We start from the raw sequence: 17147 nt of genomic DNA, 5'->3' as shown, positions 1-17147 counted from the left end.
GCCAACCATGGCAATCTCCGAAGAAGACCTGCGCGGCCTGAGCGCCGTTGAACGTGAAACCCTGATCGCCGCCGAAGAGGACGACGAAGACGGCGACATCGCACGCGAGCTGGGCCAGCCCGCCGCACGTGACGACGCGGCGCCGGCGAAGGCCGCTCCCGAAGTGCCCGGCGACGGCGACGAAGACCCCGAGGCCGAAGCTGCCGCCGCCGCCGCCGCTGCTGCTGCGCCTGCTGCCGCACCGGCCGCGCCGAAGGAGGGCGACCCGCCCGCTGCCGCCGACCCGAGCGACGACGAAACCGGCCTCGAAGCGCAGCCCGCGCGCGTGGCGCCGGCCGACCTCACCGAGCAGCGCACCGCCCTGAATCAGCGTGAAGACGAGTCCATGCAGAAGCTGCTGGACGGCGAAATCACCCAGGAAGAGCACGCGAAGACGAAGAACGAGGTCCGCGCCTCGCTCGACAACCTGCTGGTGCTGGAAGCGACCGACCGCGCGACCATGCAACTGCAGCGCGACGGCATGATGAAGGACTACAACGCGGATCTGCGCGACACGGTGAAGTCCCTCAAGACCTCGGGCCTGGACCTCAAGGGCGACGAGAAGCTCAAGACGGAGTTCGATCGCGCCGTTCGCCTGTTCGCCCAGGAGGCGGAAGAGGATGGCCTGTCCGACGCGCCCGGCAACCTCGCGGCCAGCAAGCGCGCGCTCGACGAGGCCAAGGCGCTGATGCTGCGCCGCCACGGCAAGGCCGCGGCAGCCGCGCCCACCCCGGCGCCCCCCGCGGCGACCACGACGAAGGCTCCCGGCCCGCGCCCGCCCGCCGACCGATCGCAGATCCCGCCGACCCTGGCCGGCGTGCCCGTGGCCGGCGATGCGCGCATCACCAGCGAGTTCGCCCACCTCGATGGGCTCGAGCACGCAGACCTCGAGCTCGAGCTCGCGAAGATGACCCCGCAGCAGCAAGAGCGGTATCTCGACGCATGAGCCGCATGTCGACCCTCATCCGCAACTTGCGCATCGGCGAGCGCCTGTCCTTCGACAACGGGCGCATCGTGCTCGGCCTCGATGGCAACTCACCCAAGACCGCCCGCCTGCGCCTACAGCTCGCGCAGGATGTGGTGGTCGACAAGCCGCGCACCGCGGCCAACGACGAGCCCCCGCTCGACCAGGCCGCGCGCGCCGCAAAGTGAGTGCGCGGCCACCAGGGAGGCCGCCATAATCCGGCCGGCGCCTCTGGTGGCGCACTCACAGGAGAAGACATGCGAAAGACATTGGCCCTCGTCGCCCTGGCGGCGCTCGCAGGCTGCGCGTCCCCCACCGGCATCGTGCCGATCGGCGACGGGATCTACATGAGCTCAAAGCTGGGCGGCATGACCACGTACAGCGGCGGTCAGGTGAAGGCCGAGCTGTTCAAGGAGGCGGACGCCTTCTGCGCGAAGAGCGGCAAGAAGCTGAGTCCCGTCACGTCCACCTCGCAGGATGTGATCGTCTACAACTACGCCTCCGCGGAGATTCAATTCCGCTGCGTGTGACCAAATTGGTGACGCCACCAAAATGGTCCGCTGAATTGTTGCAGCGCCCAATCGAGGGGTGTTGCTTTCCGAAAAGTCTGTTATAGGCTTCTCGATGTCGGGCCCGCAGACGCATTGAGTCGGGAGCAGGCCCAGCCACTGGGGGTAGTCCCAGGTTTATGCGCAAGACGCGCTACCTACGCCGCAGAGTCGGCAAGGAGCGTGTCACGTGCGTACCTTGATCGGGGTCAACGACCCTCAAGCAGTCAAAAAGTGGGCCTCGCTGATGGCAGTTGCCATCAACAAAGCGTCCTACTGGTCCAAGAAGTTCGTTGGCGAAGGCAAGGATGCCCGCCTCCCCATCCAGCGCATTGACGACCTCGAATCAGGCGCTGGCGATGAGGTGTCCGTCGACCTGCTGATGCCCATGAACATGGAGCCGTTGGTGGGCGATGAAACCCTCGACGGCAAGGAGCAGGCGCTCAAGTACTTCACCGATCGCCTGCGCATCGACCAGGTGCGCGGTGGTGCCGACCTCGGCTCGCGCATGACCAAGAAGCGCACCCTGCGCAACCTGCGCCAGGATGCCAAGCGCGTCTCGACCGACTGGTGGAAGCGCCTGCAGGACGAGCTCTACTTCATCTACCTCTCGGGCTCGCGTGGCACCGGCGGCGGCATGGTGTGGAGCGCCGGCAACCCCATCTTCAACGTGAATGCGTTGACCGCTCCCGACGCGATGCACCAGATGTACGGCGGCGCCGCTACGTCGAAGGCCTCGCTGGTCGTGGGTGACACCTTCAAGCTGCGCGTGATCGACAAGGCAGTGGCGAAGGCCGAGACGATGGGCGGCGACGGCTCCGACGAGCTCTCGATGATCCCGGTGTCCATCGAAGGCGGCGACCACTACATCGCCCTGATGCACACGTACCAAGCGGACAGCATGCGCCAGGACGCAGGCACCGGTGGTTGGCTGGACATCCAGAAGGCCGCGGCTGCCGCCGAAGGCAACAAGAACCCGATCTTCACGGGCGCCCTGGGCCTTTACAACGATGTCGTGCTGCACAAGCACCGCAACGTGATCCGTTTCAGCGATTACGGCGCAGGCGCCAACGTGAGCGCCGCTCGCGCCCTGTTCCTGGGCTCGCAGGCTGCCATGGTTGCCTTCGGCGACAACGAGACCGGCACCCGGTACCGCTGGACCGAGGAAACCAAGGACCACGGCAACTCCGTCGCGATCGGCACGCACTCGATCATGGGTGTGAAGAAGGCCACGTACAAGTCCAAGGACGGTGTGACCGTCCGCGACTTCGGCGTGATCGCCATCGACACCGCCAACGTCGACCCCAACGCCTGATGACCTGACGCCCCCGCGCAAGCGGGGGTGTCGCATCGGCTTGCACGCCTTCATCCCCCAAATCTCAGGAGCCCGAAATGGCAAAAGTTCTCTCCGAAGTGCTGGCCGGTCGCAAGATCGTTCCGCAACCCTTCGACGCCACCATCATGCAAGTGGCCGTCCCCCTCGTGCTGCCGGCCGCGATCACTGCGAACGACCTGCTCGAGCTCATCGACCTGCCGCCCGGCGTGGATCTGGTCGACTACGACATCCTCTCGCCGCAGCTCGACAGCAACGGCTCGCCCACCGCCGCCTTCTCGCTGGGTAGCGAAAACGCAGGCGGCACCGACCTGGGCGTGGTCTACGAGGCCGGCCTGACCTTCGGCCGCACGGCCAACGGCTCCGTGTCGCGCGCCGGCACCGCTGCCCACCTCGCCGCCGACAAGTCCGTTGCGCGCCGCCTCGCGCTCAAGGTGACCACCGGCGCCGCCACCTACGCAGGTTCGGGCAAGACGCTCGTCGCCGTCCTGCATCTGCGCGGATAAGCCGCGCCGCCCCGGTTTGTGTGCAGGGGGCCGCAGAGGTGTGGCCCCCTTTTTCTTGACCTCAACTCCAACCCCAGGACTGCAAGATGCAAATCCACGCCTATCGCCGCACTGAATCGGCACTCGTCAGCCTCTTCGGGCTGGCGCTCGCGTTCGCGCCCAACTCTGCCGGCCACGTGGTCGCGCAGGTCGACGACGAGCGCGCCACCGAGCGCCTGCTCTCGATCCCCGAGGCCTACTGCGAATACACCGGCGACGGCGTGCCCGCACCGGCCCCCGTTGCCATCGTGGCTGCCCCAGTCGCAGCGCCGGCTCCCGCATCCCCGCCTGGCGGAAGCGATGACGACGAGGACAAGGACAAGGTTTTCGATGAGGTGCTGATCGGCTCGGACGAGCTTCCGGCCACCTTCGACGTGCTCGGCGCAACGTACACGCAGGCCCAGGTCGTGGATCTGGCGTTCGCGCGCAGCGGCATGAACCGCGAAGAGTGGAACCTCAACGACGAGGACGACCGCGAAGCCCTGATTGAGGGCGAAGTGACCAAGCTCATCCTGGCAGCCGAGGAAGCCAAGTCCAAGCTCGAGGCAGCGGCTGCACCCGCTCCTGCTCCTGCTCCTGCTGCTGCTGCTGCGCCCGCGCCGGCACCAGTGGTCGAAGCCAACCCGCTGCTCATCGCCAACGACAAGGGCGAAACGCTCGACATCGGCGCCATGAGCGCGACCAAGGTGCGCGAGTTCGCCACGGCCAACGGCATCGAGCTCCCCAAGGGCAACAGCGTCAAGGTGGGCGAGCTGCGCCTGCTGCTGGCGAAGGCCCTGACCGGAGTCTGATGCGATGAAGGCCTCCCGCGTCATCACCCAGGCTCGCGTCCTGCTGAACGACCCCGACAAGGTGCGGTGGACGGACGCCGAGCTGCTGGGCTGGCTGAACGGAGGCCAGCTTCAACTCGTGGCCGTGCGGCCCGATGCCAAGTCCACGACCATCGATCACACGCTGATCGCGGGCGTGGAGCAGACCATCGGCGCCAGCGGCGTGCGCGTGCTGGACGTGATCCGCAATGTGGGCGGGCGCGCCATCACTCTCGTGTCGCGCGACCAACTCAACGAGTTCGACCCGGACTGGTACAGCGCGCGTCCTGGCGCCGCGATCAAGCACTACACGTTCGACGCCAACGCGCCCAAGGCCTTCGAGGTCTACCCGCCCGCGACGGCCGGCATGAAGGTGCGCCTTCTGCAATCCGTGCTGCCCACCGACTGCGCATCGCTCGATGCCGACGTGGATCTGGTCAGCGCCGAGCTCTTCGAGGGCGCACTCATCGACTTCGTGTGCTACCGCGCATGGAGCAAGGACGGCGATGCGAACCCGGACGCCCAGCGCGCGGCCAACGCGATCGCCACGTTCCTCCAGGCCCTCACCGGCAAGTCGCAATCTGACCAGGCCACGCGGCCCGCACGCAAATGAAGGCCTGGAGCAACTTCCTGCGCGACGTGCGCATCCACGTCCCGGGTACCGCCGAGCCGCTCGCCGAGCACGCAGTACTGCGCGCCGCGCAAGAGTTCTGCCGCGAGACGCGCGCATGGGTGGTGGAGCTCGAGCCGACGAACACGCAGGAGGGCGTGCTGACCTATGACCTCGAGCTGGAGCAGGCGACCGAGCTTGTGCGGCTCGAGAGCGCCACGCTCAACGGCGAGGCCTATCCCGTGTGGCGCCCCGGCGAACGAGCCGGCAGCGGCCGCTACGTCTACACGCCCGACGGGCGTTCCATTGCCTTCTCCGAGGCCGTGGGCGCAGGGCTGCCGCTGGTCATCCGCTGCGCTGTGACGCCTGGCGAAGGCGCCACCGGCATCGACGACGTGCTCTTTGCGCGCTACGTCAAAACCATCGCGCTCGGCGCGGTGGCCGAGCTCAGCGGCGATCAGACGAAGCGCGGTGACTTCGAGCACCGCATGGCTCGCATCAAGACGGACCTGTGGCGCGGCAGCGCCGCCATCCGCCCGCGCGCGCGTGCGCACCTTTTCTGACCACCACCACGGGAGCCTCCCATGTCCTTCAACACCACCTTCGCGAATGACCTCCTGAAGCTCATCCTTCAGGCCACGGCCATCGCCAACCTCGCCGACAACGCGGTGACTTCGCCGCTGACCTCGCTGTATATGGCGCTGCACACGGCCGACCCGGGCGCCTCCGGCACGCAGAGCACCAACGAAATCAGCTACACGGGCTACGCGCGCGTGGCGATCGTGCGCACGGCCGTCGGTTGGACCGTGACCAACAACACCGCGAGCCCGGCCGCAAACATCGACTTCGGCGAAATGACCGCGGGCACGGGCGGCACCGTCACCCACGTGTCGGTCGGCATCGCCTCGAGCGGCGCGACCAAGATCCTGCTGCGCGGCACGCTCACGCCGAACATCGTTGTCGCGAACGGCGTCACGCCTCGCGTGAAGTCGACCAGCGTTATCACGGTCGTGACCTCGTAAGGCAGGGTCCATGGCCGCGGCCGTTGCTCAGTTTGCCTTCGGGAGGGCAGCAAACAGCACAACCGTCACCACCGCCGCGATGAACACGGCGGGGAGCGGCCGCTCGTTCCTCATCATTTCGTCCGACACGTCGGACATGTCCACCCCGACGGACAACAAGAGCAACACCTACGTTGCCCTCGGCTCCGGCAACAACAACGCGGGCAACAACCTGCGCGCGTGGCTGTGCGTGAACGGCACTGGCGGCACCGGCCACACGGCCTCTGGCGTCAAGGTCAGCGCTGGCTACCCGGTGATGATGCTGCTCGAGATCTCGGGGGCGCTGACCAGCGGCGCAAACGACAGCACCTCCTACGCCCAGGGCGGCGACGACGCCACGCCGTACACCATCAGCACGGCGGGCAGTAGCCTCGCCCAGGCCGACAACCTCGTGATCGCCGCGTTCACGCACAACGCGAGCGGCAGCACCAACGCCACTGTTGGCTCCCCCTTCACCATAGTGGGGCAGGAGATGGACACCAACAACTGGTGGCCCCTGGCGGTGGCGGCGCGCAACACGTCGGCCACTACGACTGTTACGGCGTCCTTCGAGCGCACCAACCCCGGGATGCAAACGGGCCTGCTCATCATCGTCATCAAGTCCGCTGTTGGCGGCTCGATTGTCGAAGCGGACGCTGCTATCAGTGCGGCCGTGAGCGAGGTACTCGAGGGCGCAAAGATCTTGGGCGGCGACGGGGCAGTCAGCGCCGACGGCCAACTGGCCGGCCTGGCCTCGAAGGTGCTGGGCGGCGAGCTCGCGGCATCGGGTGCCCTGGACCAGGCATTCGTCGCCACCGCCGTTGCCAGCGCGATCGCCGCGGTGAGCGGTGAATCGTCGGACGCCTTCCTGGGCGGCTCAATCAAGTCCGCAGTGTGGGCCGCGACAGGCGACCTGCAGGCCTCCTTCGAGTCAAACGCCATCGCGAGCTCGGAGGCCGTCTTCGAGGCCGATGCAGCCGCTGACGTGCTCTTCGCCGGCGGCGCCGTGGCCTCGGGCGTGGCCGGCATCAGTGCGGCGGCGGACCTCGGGGGGCTCGGCAGCGCCATCGTGTCGGCTGCATTCGCTGTTGAGGCTGCCGCCGATGCCAACGCGCTCGGCACTTGGGTGCTGTCCGGGGTTGCCACGGCAGTGCTCGAGCTGCTCTTCGAGGCCGAGGGCGCGACCGTTGAGCTCCCTGGCGGTGGCGGCGCGCTCACCCCGGCCGCGCTGCTGCGAATCATGCGGCGCCCGACCACCAACCGAACGATGAACCGACCGGCCGGCTTGCGCCTCATGCGCCGCACCGGATAAGGAGAGAGCACATGGCAATTCTCGGAAAGCAGCGCAAGCAGCCGCGCGAAACCTGGGACTACGACATCGACTACGCGGGCGACATGCCCGTGGGCGACAAGGTGGTATCCGCCAGCGCATCGGTGGTGTGCATCACCGACCCCACCGACACCGCGCTCACCAAGGGCTCCGTGACCTTCACGGATCTGGCGTCCAAGGTGTGGCTCTCGGGTGGCACCGACAAGCACAGCTACAAGATCACCGTTTTCGCGACGACGGAAGGCGGGCGAGAGCTCGAGGACGAATTCATCCTCAACGTCAAGGAGGACTGAGCATGCAGCTCACCCTCGCAGGGTTCACCGGCGCCAACCAGGCGGTGCACCCGAAGCTGCTGCCCGACAACCTGGGCGTGCAGTCGCTCAATCAGAAGCCCGGCCGCGGCGACTTGCGCCCGTGGCGCGCGCCTGCGGCCGTGGCGACCGTCGGCGCGACCCGGCAGACGATCTACCGCATGGGCCGCGACGTGGCGAGCGATGCGAACTACTGGCTCTCGTGGACCGGTGTGGTGCACGCGATGCGCGGCTTCATCACCGAGGACACGACGGAGCGCACCTTCTACACCGGCGACGGCCCGCCGAAGCAGACCGACAACACGATTGCCCTGGCGGGCACGCCCTATCCGAACGCTTGGCGCTACCTGGGCGTCCCGCGGCCGGCCGACACGCCAACCGTCACCGTGCTCGACGCCGGCACCGCGACCGACACCGAAATTCGGTATCTGGTCTACACCTACGTGACCACGCGCGGCGAGGAATCGGCGCCCAGCCCCGTGTCGCTGCCCTACAGCGGCAAGACCGATGCCACGTGGACCATCGACAACCTGGGGGCGCCGCCCACGGGCCCGTACGACATCAACCGAATCCGCGTCTACCGCACTCAGACCGGCCAAGCCGGCGACACCGAGTTCTTTTTCCTGCGCGAGATCCTGTCCACCTCCACCACCACCACCGACGACGGCCGCGCGCTGGGCGAAGTACTGCCGACCGACGGCTGGCTGGTACCGGATGCGGACATGAGCTGGCTCACGCCGATGTGGAACGGGATGGCCGCGGGCATCGTGAAGGGGGCCGTCCGCTACTGCGTGGCCTACAAGCCCTATGCGTGGCCCGTGGCCTACGAGACGCTGCCGCCCGACGCCCAGGCGGTCGCACTTGGGCGCTTCGGCCAGGCGCTGCTGGTGCTGACCACCGCGCGGCCGGTGCTCGTGTCGGGTTCCTCGCCCGACGCGCTCACCGAAGAGCCGCTGGAGTTCGCGGAGGCCTGCATCGCGCCGCGCTCGGTGGCGAGCCTGGGCCATGGCGTGGCCTGGGCCTGCCCTGATGGCCTCGCCTACTTCGGATCGAGCGGCCCCAAGATCTGCACGGCTGGCATCTTCACGCGCGATGACTGGCAGGCGATAGACCCCAAGACGCTGGTGGGGGGCAGCTACGAGGGCTTCTACATCGGGTTCTATGGCGCCCCCGGCGCGCGCAAGGGCTTCGCGATCGACCCGGTGGACCCCACCGGCGTCTACTGGCTCGACAAGGGCTACGACGCGCTCTATTTCGACGAGCTGCAGGACGCGCTCTACGTGCTGGACGGCACGAGCGTGAAGAAGTGGGACAGCGGCGACCTGCTGACCGCCACGTTCCGCTCCAAGGTGTGGCGCACCTACGAGACGAGCTTCGCCGGCGCGCGCGTGCTGGCCGACGCATTCCCGGTGACTGTTCGCTGGGAGGCGCAGAGCCTGGACCCCGCCGTGGTGTCCGCTCGCGTGGCGGCACGTCCGGACATCTACTCCGCGCCCACCAGCACGACCCTTCGCTTCACCAAGACCGTGACCAGCCGCAAGCCGTTCCGGCTGCCGGGTGACATCCTGGCGACGGACTGGCAGCTCGAGGTCGCGAGCACGAATCCCGTGCAGTCCGTCGTGGTGGCCACCAGCTACGGGGAGCTCGGCAACGCATGAAGCCCGATTCCCGCAAGAGCCTCCCGGCAGGCAATTCGAACAAGATCCTTGACGCCATCCGCGAGGCGGTGCAGACCTACATGGGCATGCAGGGGGACAAGCTCGATCGCGGCGTGACCGTGCGGGATCTGGCGCAAGCGGGCCTGATCGATGTCAGCAAGACCTATCTCGCGGGACGGAGCCGCAACCCCATCGCCGGCATCAACACGATCATCACGAGCCCTGGCGGCGGCGGCAACGTCATCATTCCCGGTGTCACCTACGAGCCGGACCTGACGCCGCCGCCGACGCCCAGCGGCTTTGATGTAGACGCTGGCGTCAGCTTCATCTACATCGAATGCGCGGCGCAGACTTACACCGAGGGCCACGGCCACGCCGTGACCAACGTCTACGGGGTGAAGCGCTCCGGACCCGCGCTGCCGACCTTCGACCAGGCCGTGCTGCTGACCAGCTTTTCGGGCACGGTGCACGCCTACCCGACGGACCCCGCGACCACCTATCACTTGTGGATCAAGTGGCAGACGAAGGACGGCGTGGAGTCGGCCTCGCCTGCGGGCGGCACCAACGGGCTGACGGCCACCACCGCACAGGACGTGCGGACGCTTCTCAACGCGCTGACCCAAGCCGCGACGAATCCGGACGCGCCGTACAGCAAGTACGCGGTGCGCGCGGGCATGTTCTATGTCACGAACGATGTCACGCCCGACGGCGCGCCGCTGTTCAGCGTGGTCTCGGCGCCGATCACGGTGGGTGGCGTGGTGGTGCCCGCGGGCGTCTACTTCGCCGACGGCTGGATTCAGAACGGCACCATCACCAACCTGAAAGTGGCGAACGGGGCGATCGACAACCTCAAGATTGCCAACGTCAGCGCGGACAAGCTCATCGCCGGCTCGATCGCCGTCGGCCAGTACGTGCAGTCGACCGGCTACGTCGCAGGCACCAGCGGGTGGCGCATCAACGGCCTGGGCAATGTGGAGTTCAACAACGCCATCTTCCGCGGGCAGGCCTTCGTCGGCAATGGCTCCATCGGTGGCATCACCATCCTGGCGAACGCCATCGTCTCGAGCAACTACGACGGTGCTGGGAACGGCTTCCGGCTTGGCGCCGACGGCTCGCTCAATCTGCCGGGCGGCTCCGTCAGCGCCCAGCAGCTCAACGTCGGCGCCGGCGCGAACCTGCTGACCAACTCGCAGTGGGTGGACCAGCCGCAGGCGATCGTCGGCGCGGGCGGCACGCGGCAACTGCCTCAGGGATGGGAGTTCGGCACCAGCGAGAGCGCCTACAACACCTGGGCGACCAACTCCAACGACTCGTGGCCCGACTGGGTGCCCCAGGACCAGAACGGCTTCCTGATGCACAACCCGCAAGGGCCGCACGTGGACACCTACATGCTCATCCAGGCGCCCTTCCCGGTGCTGCCTGGGCGGCGCTATGAGGTCAGTGTCTACAGCGGCGCGCACCGCTGCATGGTCTACGTGGACATCCAGTGGCTCGACGGCAACCGCAACGTCATTGGAACCTCGGCCGACGGGCTCATCGTCAACAACGGCGAGATGCTGGGCGGCCGGCGCTACGACCTGTTCAAGCGCATCGGCTGCTTTGGCACGGCGCCGCCCAACGCGGCCGGGGCCATCTTCCGCATCATCAAGCAGGCCACGCAGAGCGGGACGGACAGCTACGCCTTTCTGGTGTCACCGTTCGCGGGGGCCGCGCGGCCGCAGCAGACCGTTTTCAGCGACTACAGCCCGAGCGGCATCGGCACGCGCATTTCGCCCTGGGGCATCACTACGCCCAGCCTTTCGGCGCTGACCGCTGTGCTGGGCGACTGCTACGCCGGCAGCCTGCGCGGCGGCAGCTTCGCCGGCTATGGGTGGCCCGGCGACGGCGGCGGCGGCTTCTACCTCGGGCCACCGGGCCTGCTGCTCGGCAACGCCAACGCCGGGCGCTACGTGCAGATCACCGAGCGGGGCAATTTCTACCTCCCCGGGATGCAGGTTGAAGAGGGTGTGCTGTCGTTCCAGCGCGCCAACATCGTCAACAGCCAGCACATCGTGCAGGGCGCCGTGACGTTCGCGCTTGCGGCCAGCGGCAACAACCGCGCCGACATCATTTTCAGCATCCCCGCTGGCGAGGTGTGGAACATCGCCTTGTTCGGGGCCTTCGGCGTGTCCAACGCCGTGGCCTACGGCGCGGTGGGCGACATCAACAACGCGGCGCGGACGCTGACCGTGACCAACAGCCCTATCTCGGATCGGCAGCTCGTGGACCTCTGGAGCGGTGGTGGCCCGCCCATCGGTTGGTTGTTCAACAAAGGCGGCGCCCTGTTCTCCCAACTCGTGCTCGGGGCCGGCACGCACCAACTGACCGCGGGCGTGAACTATGAGGTCTATGCCTTCAACACGCCCGTCAGCCTGATGGCGTTCATCTTCAAGCGCTGACCATGGAAATCTACCCCTACAGCATCATCGGCGACCACGGGCAAGTGCTGTCGACCGGGACGACCAACGACCTCTCCGCGCTGCCGGGCAACGTCATTCCCCAGGCCGCGCCTCCGGAGCACTGGTGGGATGCCTCTCGCTCGACCTTCGTCCCCATGGGCATCCAGATCACCCCGTATCACGTGTGGGACTGGCCGACGCACGAGTGGGTCAGCCAGCGCACGACCGAGATGCACCGGGGGGACAAGTGGCGCGAAATCAAGGCCGCTCGAGAGGCCTACATCGTGGCGGGCGTCCATCTGCCGGGCCTCGGACGGTTCGACGCCGACGCGAAAGCCGCGCTCAACATGACCGGGACTTTCGCTGCGCTCGACTCCATGCCGGACGACTGGACCATCGACTGGACGCGCTTCGACAACAGCTCGATCACCCTCACCAAGGACCAGTTCCGAATGGTCGCACTGAGGGTTCTGGCGCATGCCAACTTCGCCCACGCCATCGGCCGACGGCTGCGCGACCGCATCGAGTCATCGACCGGCGCGGCGCTCGAGGCGGTGGCATGGGGCCCGTAAGCGCCAGATCGACCCCCCTTTATTTCCGGTATTCCGTTGGGCCAAATCCACGGATGAATCTTCTTTCGTTGGTCCTGGCAAAGCACGTGGGCGAGCAGCTCACGGTTGAGCTGGCGACCGCGATCGCGCGTGAGGCCTCGCCGGCGAGCCCCATCGAGGCAGGGCGCTTTCCCCTGGAAGTCTTCGCCGACTACCGTTTCCGGTGCGAGCGCCTGCGGGACGCGAGCGAAGAGCTCGAGCAGCAGCGCCTCGCCTACCTGGCGGAAACGCGGCCCTCGGACGCCATTCGCGTTGACTGGAATCGGTTGAACGAGCTGCAACGCCTCGGCGAGCACGTCATCTTCACCGCCAGGCACCGCGCCACCGGCGCGATCGTCGGCAGCCTGTGGCTCTTCGTCGGCTGCGACCTCGACACCGGGATCTACAGCGTGACAGACGACATGCTGTATGTGGTTCCCGCCCACCGCGACGGCCTGCTGGGCGTGCGGCTGGTGCAGTACGGCGAGCGCTGCATCGTCGCCCTGGGCGTGCGCTCGGCAACTTTCCACTTCCGGCTCGAAAACGGGGCAGACCGCATGGCGCGCTTCCTCGGCTACGAAGCTATTTCCACCAGGGTTACGAAGACCCACGCCGGCGATTCGTTCGCCGACGTGCCCACGCGGCACAAGGGGTCTACCCATGATTCTTTCCTTTGAGCAGCGGCACTCTGCCGGCCTGCGCCTGACGCCTATGGGTGGCGGCGGCGGCGGCGGCGGATCGACGGCCGCGCAGAACTTCGTCGCCGTGCAGCAGATGCAGCTCTCGCGCGAGCAGCTCGACTGGGCGAAGCAGGTCTATCACGACGAGGCGCCCGACCGTGCAGAGGCCCAGCGCATCGGCACCGAGGTTTCCGAGGCCCAACTGGCGCAGATGCGCCAGCAGATGCAGATCACGCAGGAGGCGCAGGACGACTACCGCGGTACGTACCGCCCCCTCGAGCAGCAAATCGTCGCCGACGCGAACAACTACGACACGCCGGAGCGGCGCGCGGCCGAATCGGCTGCCGCCAGCTCCGACGTGGAGCGCAGTATCGCGGCCCAGCGCGGCGCCACGATGCGCGAGATGGAGCGCGCGGGCGTCAACCCGGCGAGCGGCAAGACCCTCGCCATGCAGGGCTCGATGGACCTGGGCGCCGCGAAGCTCAAGGCCGGCGCCGCGAATGCTGCCTCGAAGGCTGTGGAAACCGTGGGCTACGCGCGCCGCATGGACGCTGCGAACCTGGGCCGCAACATCGCCAGCACCCAAGGCACGACCGCCGCGCTGGCGCAGCAGCAGGGCGCCGGCGCGATCGCTGCGCAGCAAAGCGTCCTTGCTGCCGGCCAGTCCGGCAACGCAAACATGAACGCCGGCTACCAGGGCGCCCAGCAGGGCCTCGCGGGCGCCGGTGCCAGCTTCGGCCGCGTGGGCGCTTCGCAGGACGCGGCGGCCGCCAACCGGGCATCCAACACCGCCGCGGGCGTGGGCGCCGTCGCCACCGTCGCGGCAGCAGTCGTCATCTAATGAACCTCATCGATCAGCCAGTGGTGGATCAAGCAACCGAGCGCGTGCTCGCAAGCGGCATCCGTGTCTTCAACGGCGCATTGTTCGGTGACACCGAGGCCGAGCACGTTGCCGTGCTGCTCGAGGCGCTCGACCCGCCCGAGGGCGCGATGGTGCTGGATGCCGGGTGCGGTGTGGGCGAAATGGCCCGCCTCATGCACGAGGCCCGGCCGGATCTGCAATTCCTGCTGGTGAACACCAGTGAGGTGCAGCTCGCGCACTGCCCGGAGCACTTCGACCGCCTGCATGCCGACTTCCACGAGCTGCCGGTGCTCGACGGCGTGGCCGACGTGGTGGTATTCAGCTACGCGCTGTGCCAGTCCGGCGACTTCCCGCGCGTGCTGCGCGAGGCCTTCCGCATGCTCAAGCCGGGCGGCGTCCTGTTCATCAACGACATGGCGCGGCTGGCCGGTGACAACCAGCTCCTCGAGGCCGAGCTCGGCGCGCACGCGCACACGCCCGAGCAGCTCGAGGCCTGGGCTGCCGACGCCGGATTCCATCTGGACTTCGCCATCGCGCCAGAGGTCAAGCTCGACCGCATGCGCGCGCTGATCGGCAACGATGGCCTCGCCGACAAGCTCATGGGCGACATCGTGCCGACCATCTGGCGCTTCCAGTCGTTCACCGGCCACCAGCGCGCCTTCCACCGGCACAAGGGCCGCGTGGCCTTCCAGTTCAGCGGCGGGCGCGACAGCACGGCGGCGCTCTACGCGCTGCGCGAGTTCTGGCCGCAGATGCGCGTCTACCACGTGGACACCGGCGATCAGTTCCCCGAGACGCGCGCCGTCGTCGCCCAGGTGGAGAAGGATCTGGCGGAAGCCGGCCTGGAGCTCGTTCGCATCGTCACCGACGTGCAGGGCAACCACCAGTACGCGGGCTACCCCACCGACCTCGTGCCGGTCGACAACACGGTGCTGGGCCAGATGGTGTCCGGTGCGCCCCTGCGCCTGCAGGGCCGCTACGACTGCTGCGCGGCGAACCTGATGAACCCGCTGCACGCGCGCATGCAGCTCGACGGCATCACCCTCCTGATTCGCGGCCAGCGCGACGACGAATACGCCGCGCCGCCGCTTCGCAGTGGCGACGTGTCGGACGGGTTTGAAGTGCTGTACCCCATCCAGGGCTGGTCAGCCGCGGACGTGGACATGTTCATCGCCGAGCACGGGCTACCGGTCGCGCCGTTCTACGAAGCGGGCGCCCGTCGCGCGCCCGAGTGCATGAGCTGCACGGCATGGTGGGACGAAGGCCGCGCGGCCTACATGCGCAAGCACCACCCGAACGAGCACAAGGTTTTCATTCAACGCATGGCCGACATCCGCCGCGAGATTGATCGCTCGATGTCCTGGCTGAACCACGAAACGGAGGCCTGAAATGGCTGGATGGGGTCACGCCCTCGCGGCGGGTGTCAATGGCTGGATGCGCGGTGCCGAGTACGTGCGCCAGAACGAGCAGGCCGAGAAGGATGCGAAGTGGAAGGACGAGCAGCGCGATCGCCAACGCAAGCGCGATGCCGCCGAAGACCAGATTGAGCAGGATCTGAAAAACGCCGCGCGCCCCGTCGCGGTGGAAGAGGGCGCCGGTGGCATGGTCAAGCCCCCGGAAATGGACAACCGGGACGTGGGCCTGCCGGAAAACGCCGCGCTGCCCAACGGCGGATTGCAGCAGGGCGGCTTCTCCGTCGCCGGACAGACCTATGCTGATCGCGCTGCCGCCGATACGGCCGCGACGAAGGCCAACGCCCCCGAGGCGGTGAACGCGCGTGTCGCCGGTGCCTACCGCAGCAACGGGAAGGTCGACAAGGCCATTGCCATCGAGAGCGCCGACCGCATGGCCGAAGTGCAGAAGATGCAACTGGCCGACCAGCGGTGGAAGCGCGACCTGGGCGCGGCGATGCGCGGCGGGCATGCTGGGCTCGCCCAGCTCGCGAGCAGCTCCGAAGCGGGCCCGATGGCCGGCTTGAAGGTTCAGCCGATCGTCAGCGAGGACGGCAAGAGCGTTACCTATGCGGCGCTCGATGCCGACGGCAAGGCCACGCCGATCCCCGGGCTGCCGCAGTTCAGCAACGACCAGAACGGCATGATCCAGGCCGCGTGGATGCTGGACCGCACCGTCGACCCTGCCGCGCGCATGGCGCACTTCACGCAGCAGCAGGAGCGCGACCGCGCGCAGAAGAACAGCGATCGCAGCTACAACCAGTCCGAGCGCCACTTCGAGGCGACCAACTCGCGCGCCGATCGCGCTGAAACCCGCCAGGGCAAGCTGGCTGATGTGCAGATCAAGTCCGCCGACCTCGCGTATCAGGAGGCGCTGCGCGGCTCCAAGATCCCGCAGGGCGTCAAGATGCAGGTTGAGGGCTGGCGCGAAGAAGCGAAGACGATCAACGCGGCGATCACGAAGGCGATGGCCGACGGCACCTGGGACACGAACAATCCCAATGCCAAGGAGCTGCTGACGCGCCAGGCCGTCGCCAACAGCAAGATTTCCGCGGCGCTCAAGCCTTTCATGAAGGACGAGAGCACCGGCGCGGACCCCTTTGGCTTGAAGAAGCCCCAGGGCACCAACGCCGGGGCGAATGGCGGTCAGGGCGCCGGCGCCGGCCGCGGTACGGTCCCCAACAGCTACAAAGACCCGGTGTGGGATGGCGCCGAAGTGCAGGCCTCGAAGAAGACCGGCGTGCCCACGGAGGTGATGCGCATCATCCGCACCGTCGGCGAGCGCAGCAACGGCGATCAGGTGTCGCCGAAGGGCGCGAAGGGCGTGTACCAGTTCATGCCGGCCACGCGCGACCTCTTCCTCAAGAAGTACGGTGTCGACGCCTACAGCGAAGACCCCGAAGAGCAGGCGCTCGCCGCGGCCTACCACTTGAAGGAGAGCTACGACCGCACCGGCTCGTGGGACAAGGCCATGGCCGGCTTCAACGGCGGGCCGACGGCCGAACGCGGCACCAACGGCACCAAGGAGAACCGCGACTACTCGAAGCGGACTTCGATGGCGCTGGCTGCTACCGACCCGGCCCGGGATTCAGCTGCGGCGCGGGCGTCCGAGTTCGGCCGGAACATGGGCAAGCCGCAGCCGCCGATGGCGTCCGCCGCTGAAAAGCCGGCCCGCGAGCAGCCTGCGATCGACTACACGGCCATGCGCGCCGGCGACGACCCCATGGCTGCTGTCTACCAAAAGCAGGTCGTCGAAATGCAGAAGGGGCTCCGCACTGAGCTCTCGCCCGACGTGGCCGCATGGAAGCAGCGCATGGACTCCGGCGAGCAGCGCGCCGGCGAGCAGCGCTTCAACGCCGCGCAGCAGGCCGCATTGCAGAGCGAAAAGCTCCGCGCCGCCAAGAAGGACAAGGACCGCTCTTAAGCGCTCCCGCCACCA

Annotated in this window: 18 protein-coding genes; all 18 read left to right on the top strand. The window is 67.7% G+C overall.

Annotated elements, in window-relative coordinates; all coding sequences use genetic code 11:
• The first annotated feature begins 7 nt into the window (after positions 1 to 7).
• The 18 genes from E5CHR_RS22005 (at position 8) to E5CHR_RS21920 (ending at position 17132) form a co-directional block, all read left to right on the top strand.
• Positions 8 to 985, top strand: a complete 978-nt coding sequence (locus tag E5CHR_RS22005) for a hypothetical protein (RefSeq protein WP_162581816.1) — start codon at positions 8 to 10, stop codon at positions 983 to 985.
• 5 nt (positions 986 to 990) lie between these two features.
• Entirely contained in the window at positions 991 to 1191 is a 201-nt protein-coding gene (locus tag E5CHR_RS22000; protein WP_162581815.1) for a hypothetical protein, read from the top strand.
• Positions 1192 to 1260: 69 nt separating this feature from the next.
• The gene (locus E5CHR_RS21995) at positions 1261 to 1533 is read left to right on the top strand and encodes a hypothetical protein (RefSeq protein ID WP_162577778.1); all 273 of its coding nucleotides are present in this window, start codon (positions 1261 to 1263) and stop codon (positions 1531 to 1533) included.
• 208 nt (positions 1534 to 1741) lie between these two features.
• Positions 1742 to 2866, top strand: coding sequence for a N4-gp56 family major capsid protein (locus E5CHR_RS21990; RefSeq protein WP_197893867.1), 1125 nt, complete (start codon positions 1742 to 1744; stop codon positions 2864 to 2866).
• Between the two features lie 77 nt (positions 2867 to 2943).
• Positions 2944 to 3390, top strand: a complete 447-nt coding sequence (locus tag E5CHR_RS21985) for a hypothetical protein (protein ID WP_162581814.1) — start codon at positions 2944 to 2946, stop codon at positions 3388 to 3390.
• 86 nt (positions 3391 to 3476) lie between these two features.
• Complete coding sequence (locus E5CHR_RS21980; RefSeq protein ID WP_162581813.1) at positions 3477 to 4220, top strand: hypothetical protein; 744 nt, start codon at positions 3477 to 3479, stop codon at positions 4218 to 4220.
• A gap of 4 nt (positions 4221 to 4224) precedes the next feature.
• A complete protein-coding gene (locus tag E5CHR_RS21975) occupies positions 4225 to 4851 on the top strand; it encodes a phage adaptor protein (RefSeq protein WP_162581812.1) in 627 nt (208 codons plus the stop codon).
• Complete coding sequence (locus E5CHR_RS21970) at positions 4848 to 5411, top strand: hypothetical protein (RefSeq protein ID WP_162581811.1); 564 nt, start codon at positions 4848 to 4850, stop codon at positions 5409 to 5411. The genes E5CHR_RS21975 and E5CHR_RS21970 overlap by 4 nt, the downstream gene beginning before the upstream one ends.
• 21 nt (positions 5412 to 5432) lie before the next feature.
• Complete coding sequence (locus E5CHR_RS21965; protein WP_162581810.1) at positions 5433 to 5870, top strand: phage tail fiber protein; 438 nt, start codon at positions 5433 to 5435, stop codon at positions 5868 to 5870.
• Positions 5871 to 5880: 10 nt separating this feature from the next.
• Positions 5881 to 7200: a hypothetical protein gene (locus tag E5CHR_RS21960; RefSeq protein WP_162581809.1), complete on the top strand. Its 1320-nt coding sequence runs from the start codon at positions 5881 to 5883 to the stop codon at positions 7198 to 7200.
• An 11-nt stretch (positions 7201 to 7211) separates the two neighbouring features.
• Positions 7212 to 7511, top strand: coding sequence for a phage fiber-tail adaptor protein (locus E5CHR_RS21955; RefSeq protein ID WP_162581808.1), 300 nt, complete (start codon positions 7212 to 7214; stop codon positions 7509 to 7511).
• Positions 7512 to 7513: 2 nt separating this feature from the next.
• On the top strand, positions 7514 to 9187 hold the full coding sequence (locus E5CHR_RS21950; RefSeq protein WP_162581807.1) for a hypothetical protein: 1674 nt from the start codon (positions 7514 to 7516) through the stop codon (positions 9185 to 9187).
• On the top strand, positions 9184 to 11625 hold the full coding sequence (locus tag E5CHR_RS21945) for a phage tail tip fiber protein (RefSeq protein WP_162581806.1): 2442 nt from the start codon (positions 9184 to 9186) through the stop codon (positions 11623 to 11625). Before E5CHR_RS21950 ends, E5CHR_RS21945 begins: the two co-directional genes overlap by 4 nt.
• Positions 11626 to 11627: 2 nt before the next feature.
• Complete coding sequence (locus E5CHR_RS21940) at positions 11628 to 12197, top strand: DUF4376 domain-containing protein (protein WP_162581805.1); 570 nt, start codon at positions 11628 to 11630, stop codon at positions 12195 to 12197.
• An 86-nt stretch (positions 12198 to 12283) separates the two neighbouring features.
• On the top strand, positions 12284 to 12892 hold the full coding sequence (locus E5CHR_RS21935) for a hypothetical protein (RefSeq protein WP_162581804.1): 609 nt from the start codon (positions 12284 to 12286) through the stop codon (positions 12890 to 12892).
• Positions 12876 to 13736: a hypothetical protein gene (locus E5CHR_RS21930; RefSeq protein ID WP_232062156.1), complete on the top strand. Its 861-nt coding sequence runs from the start codon at positions 12876 to 12878 to the stop codon at positions 13734 to 13736. Before E5CHR_RS21935 ends, E5CHR_RS21930 begins: the two co-directional genes overlap by 17 nt.
• The gene (locus E5CHR_RS21925) at positions 13736 to 15145 is read left to right on the top strand and encodes a methyltransferase domain-containing protein (RefSeq protein WP_162581803.1); all 1410 of its coding nucleotides are present in this window, start codon (positions 13736 to 13738) and stop codon (positions 15143 to 15145) included. Before E5CHR_RS21930 ends, E5CHR_RS21925 begins: the two co-directional genes overlap by 1 nt.
• Position 15146: 1 nt before the next feature.
• Positions 15147 to 17132, top strand: coding sequence for a transglycosylase SLT domain-containing protein (locus tag E5CHR_RS21920; protein WP_162581802.1), 1986 nt, complete (start codon positions 15147 to 15149; stop codon positions 17130 to 17132).
• The last annotated feature ends 15 nt before the right edge of the window (positions 17133 to 17147 follow it).

The sequence above is a fragment of the Variovorax sp. PBS-H4 genome, from assembly GCF_901827205.1.
GTDB lineage: Bacteria > Pseudomonadota > Gammaproteobacteria > Burkholderiales > Burkholderiaceae_C > Variovorax.
This window is presented reverse-complemented; position numbering and strand designations above follow the sequence as displayed.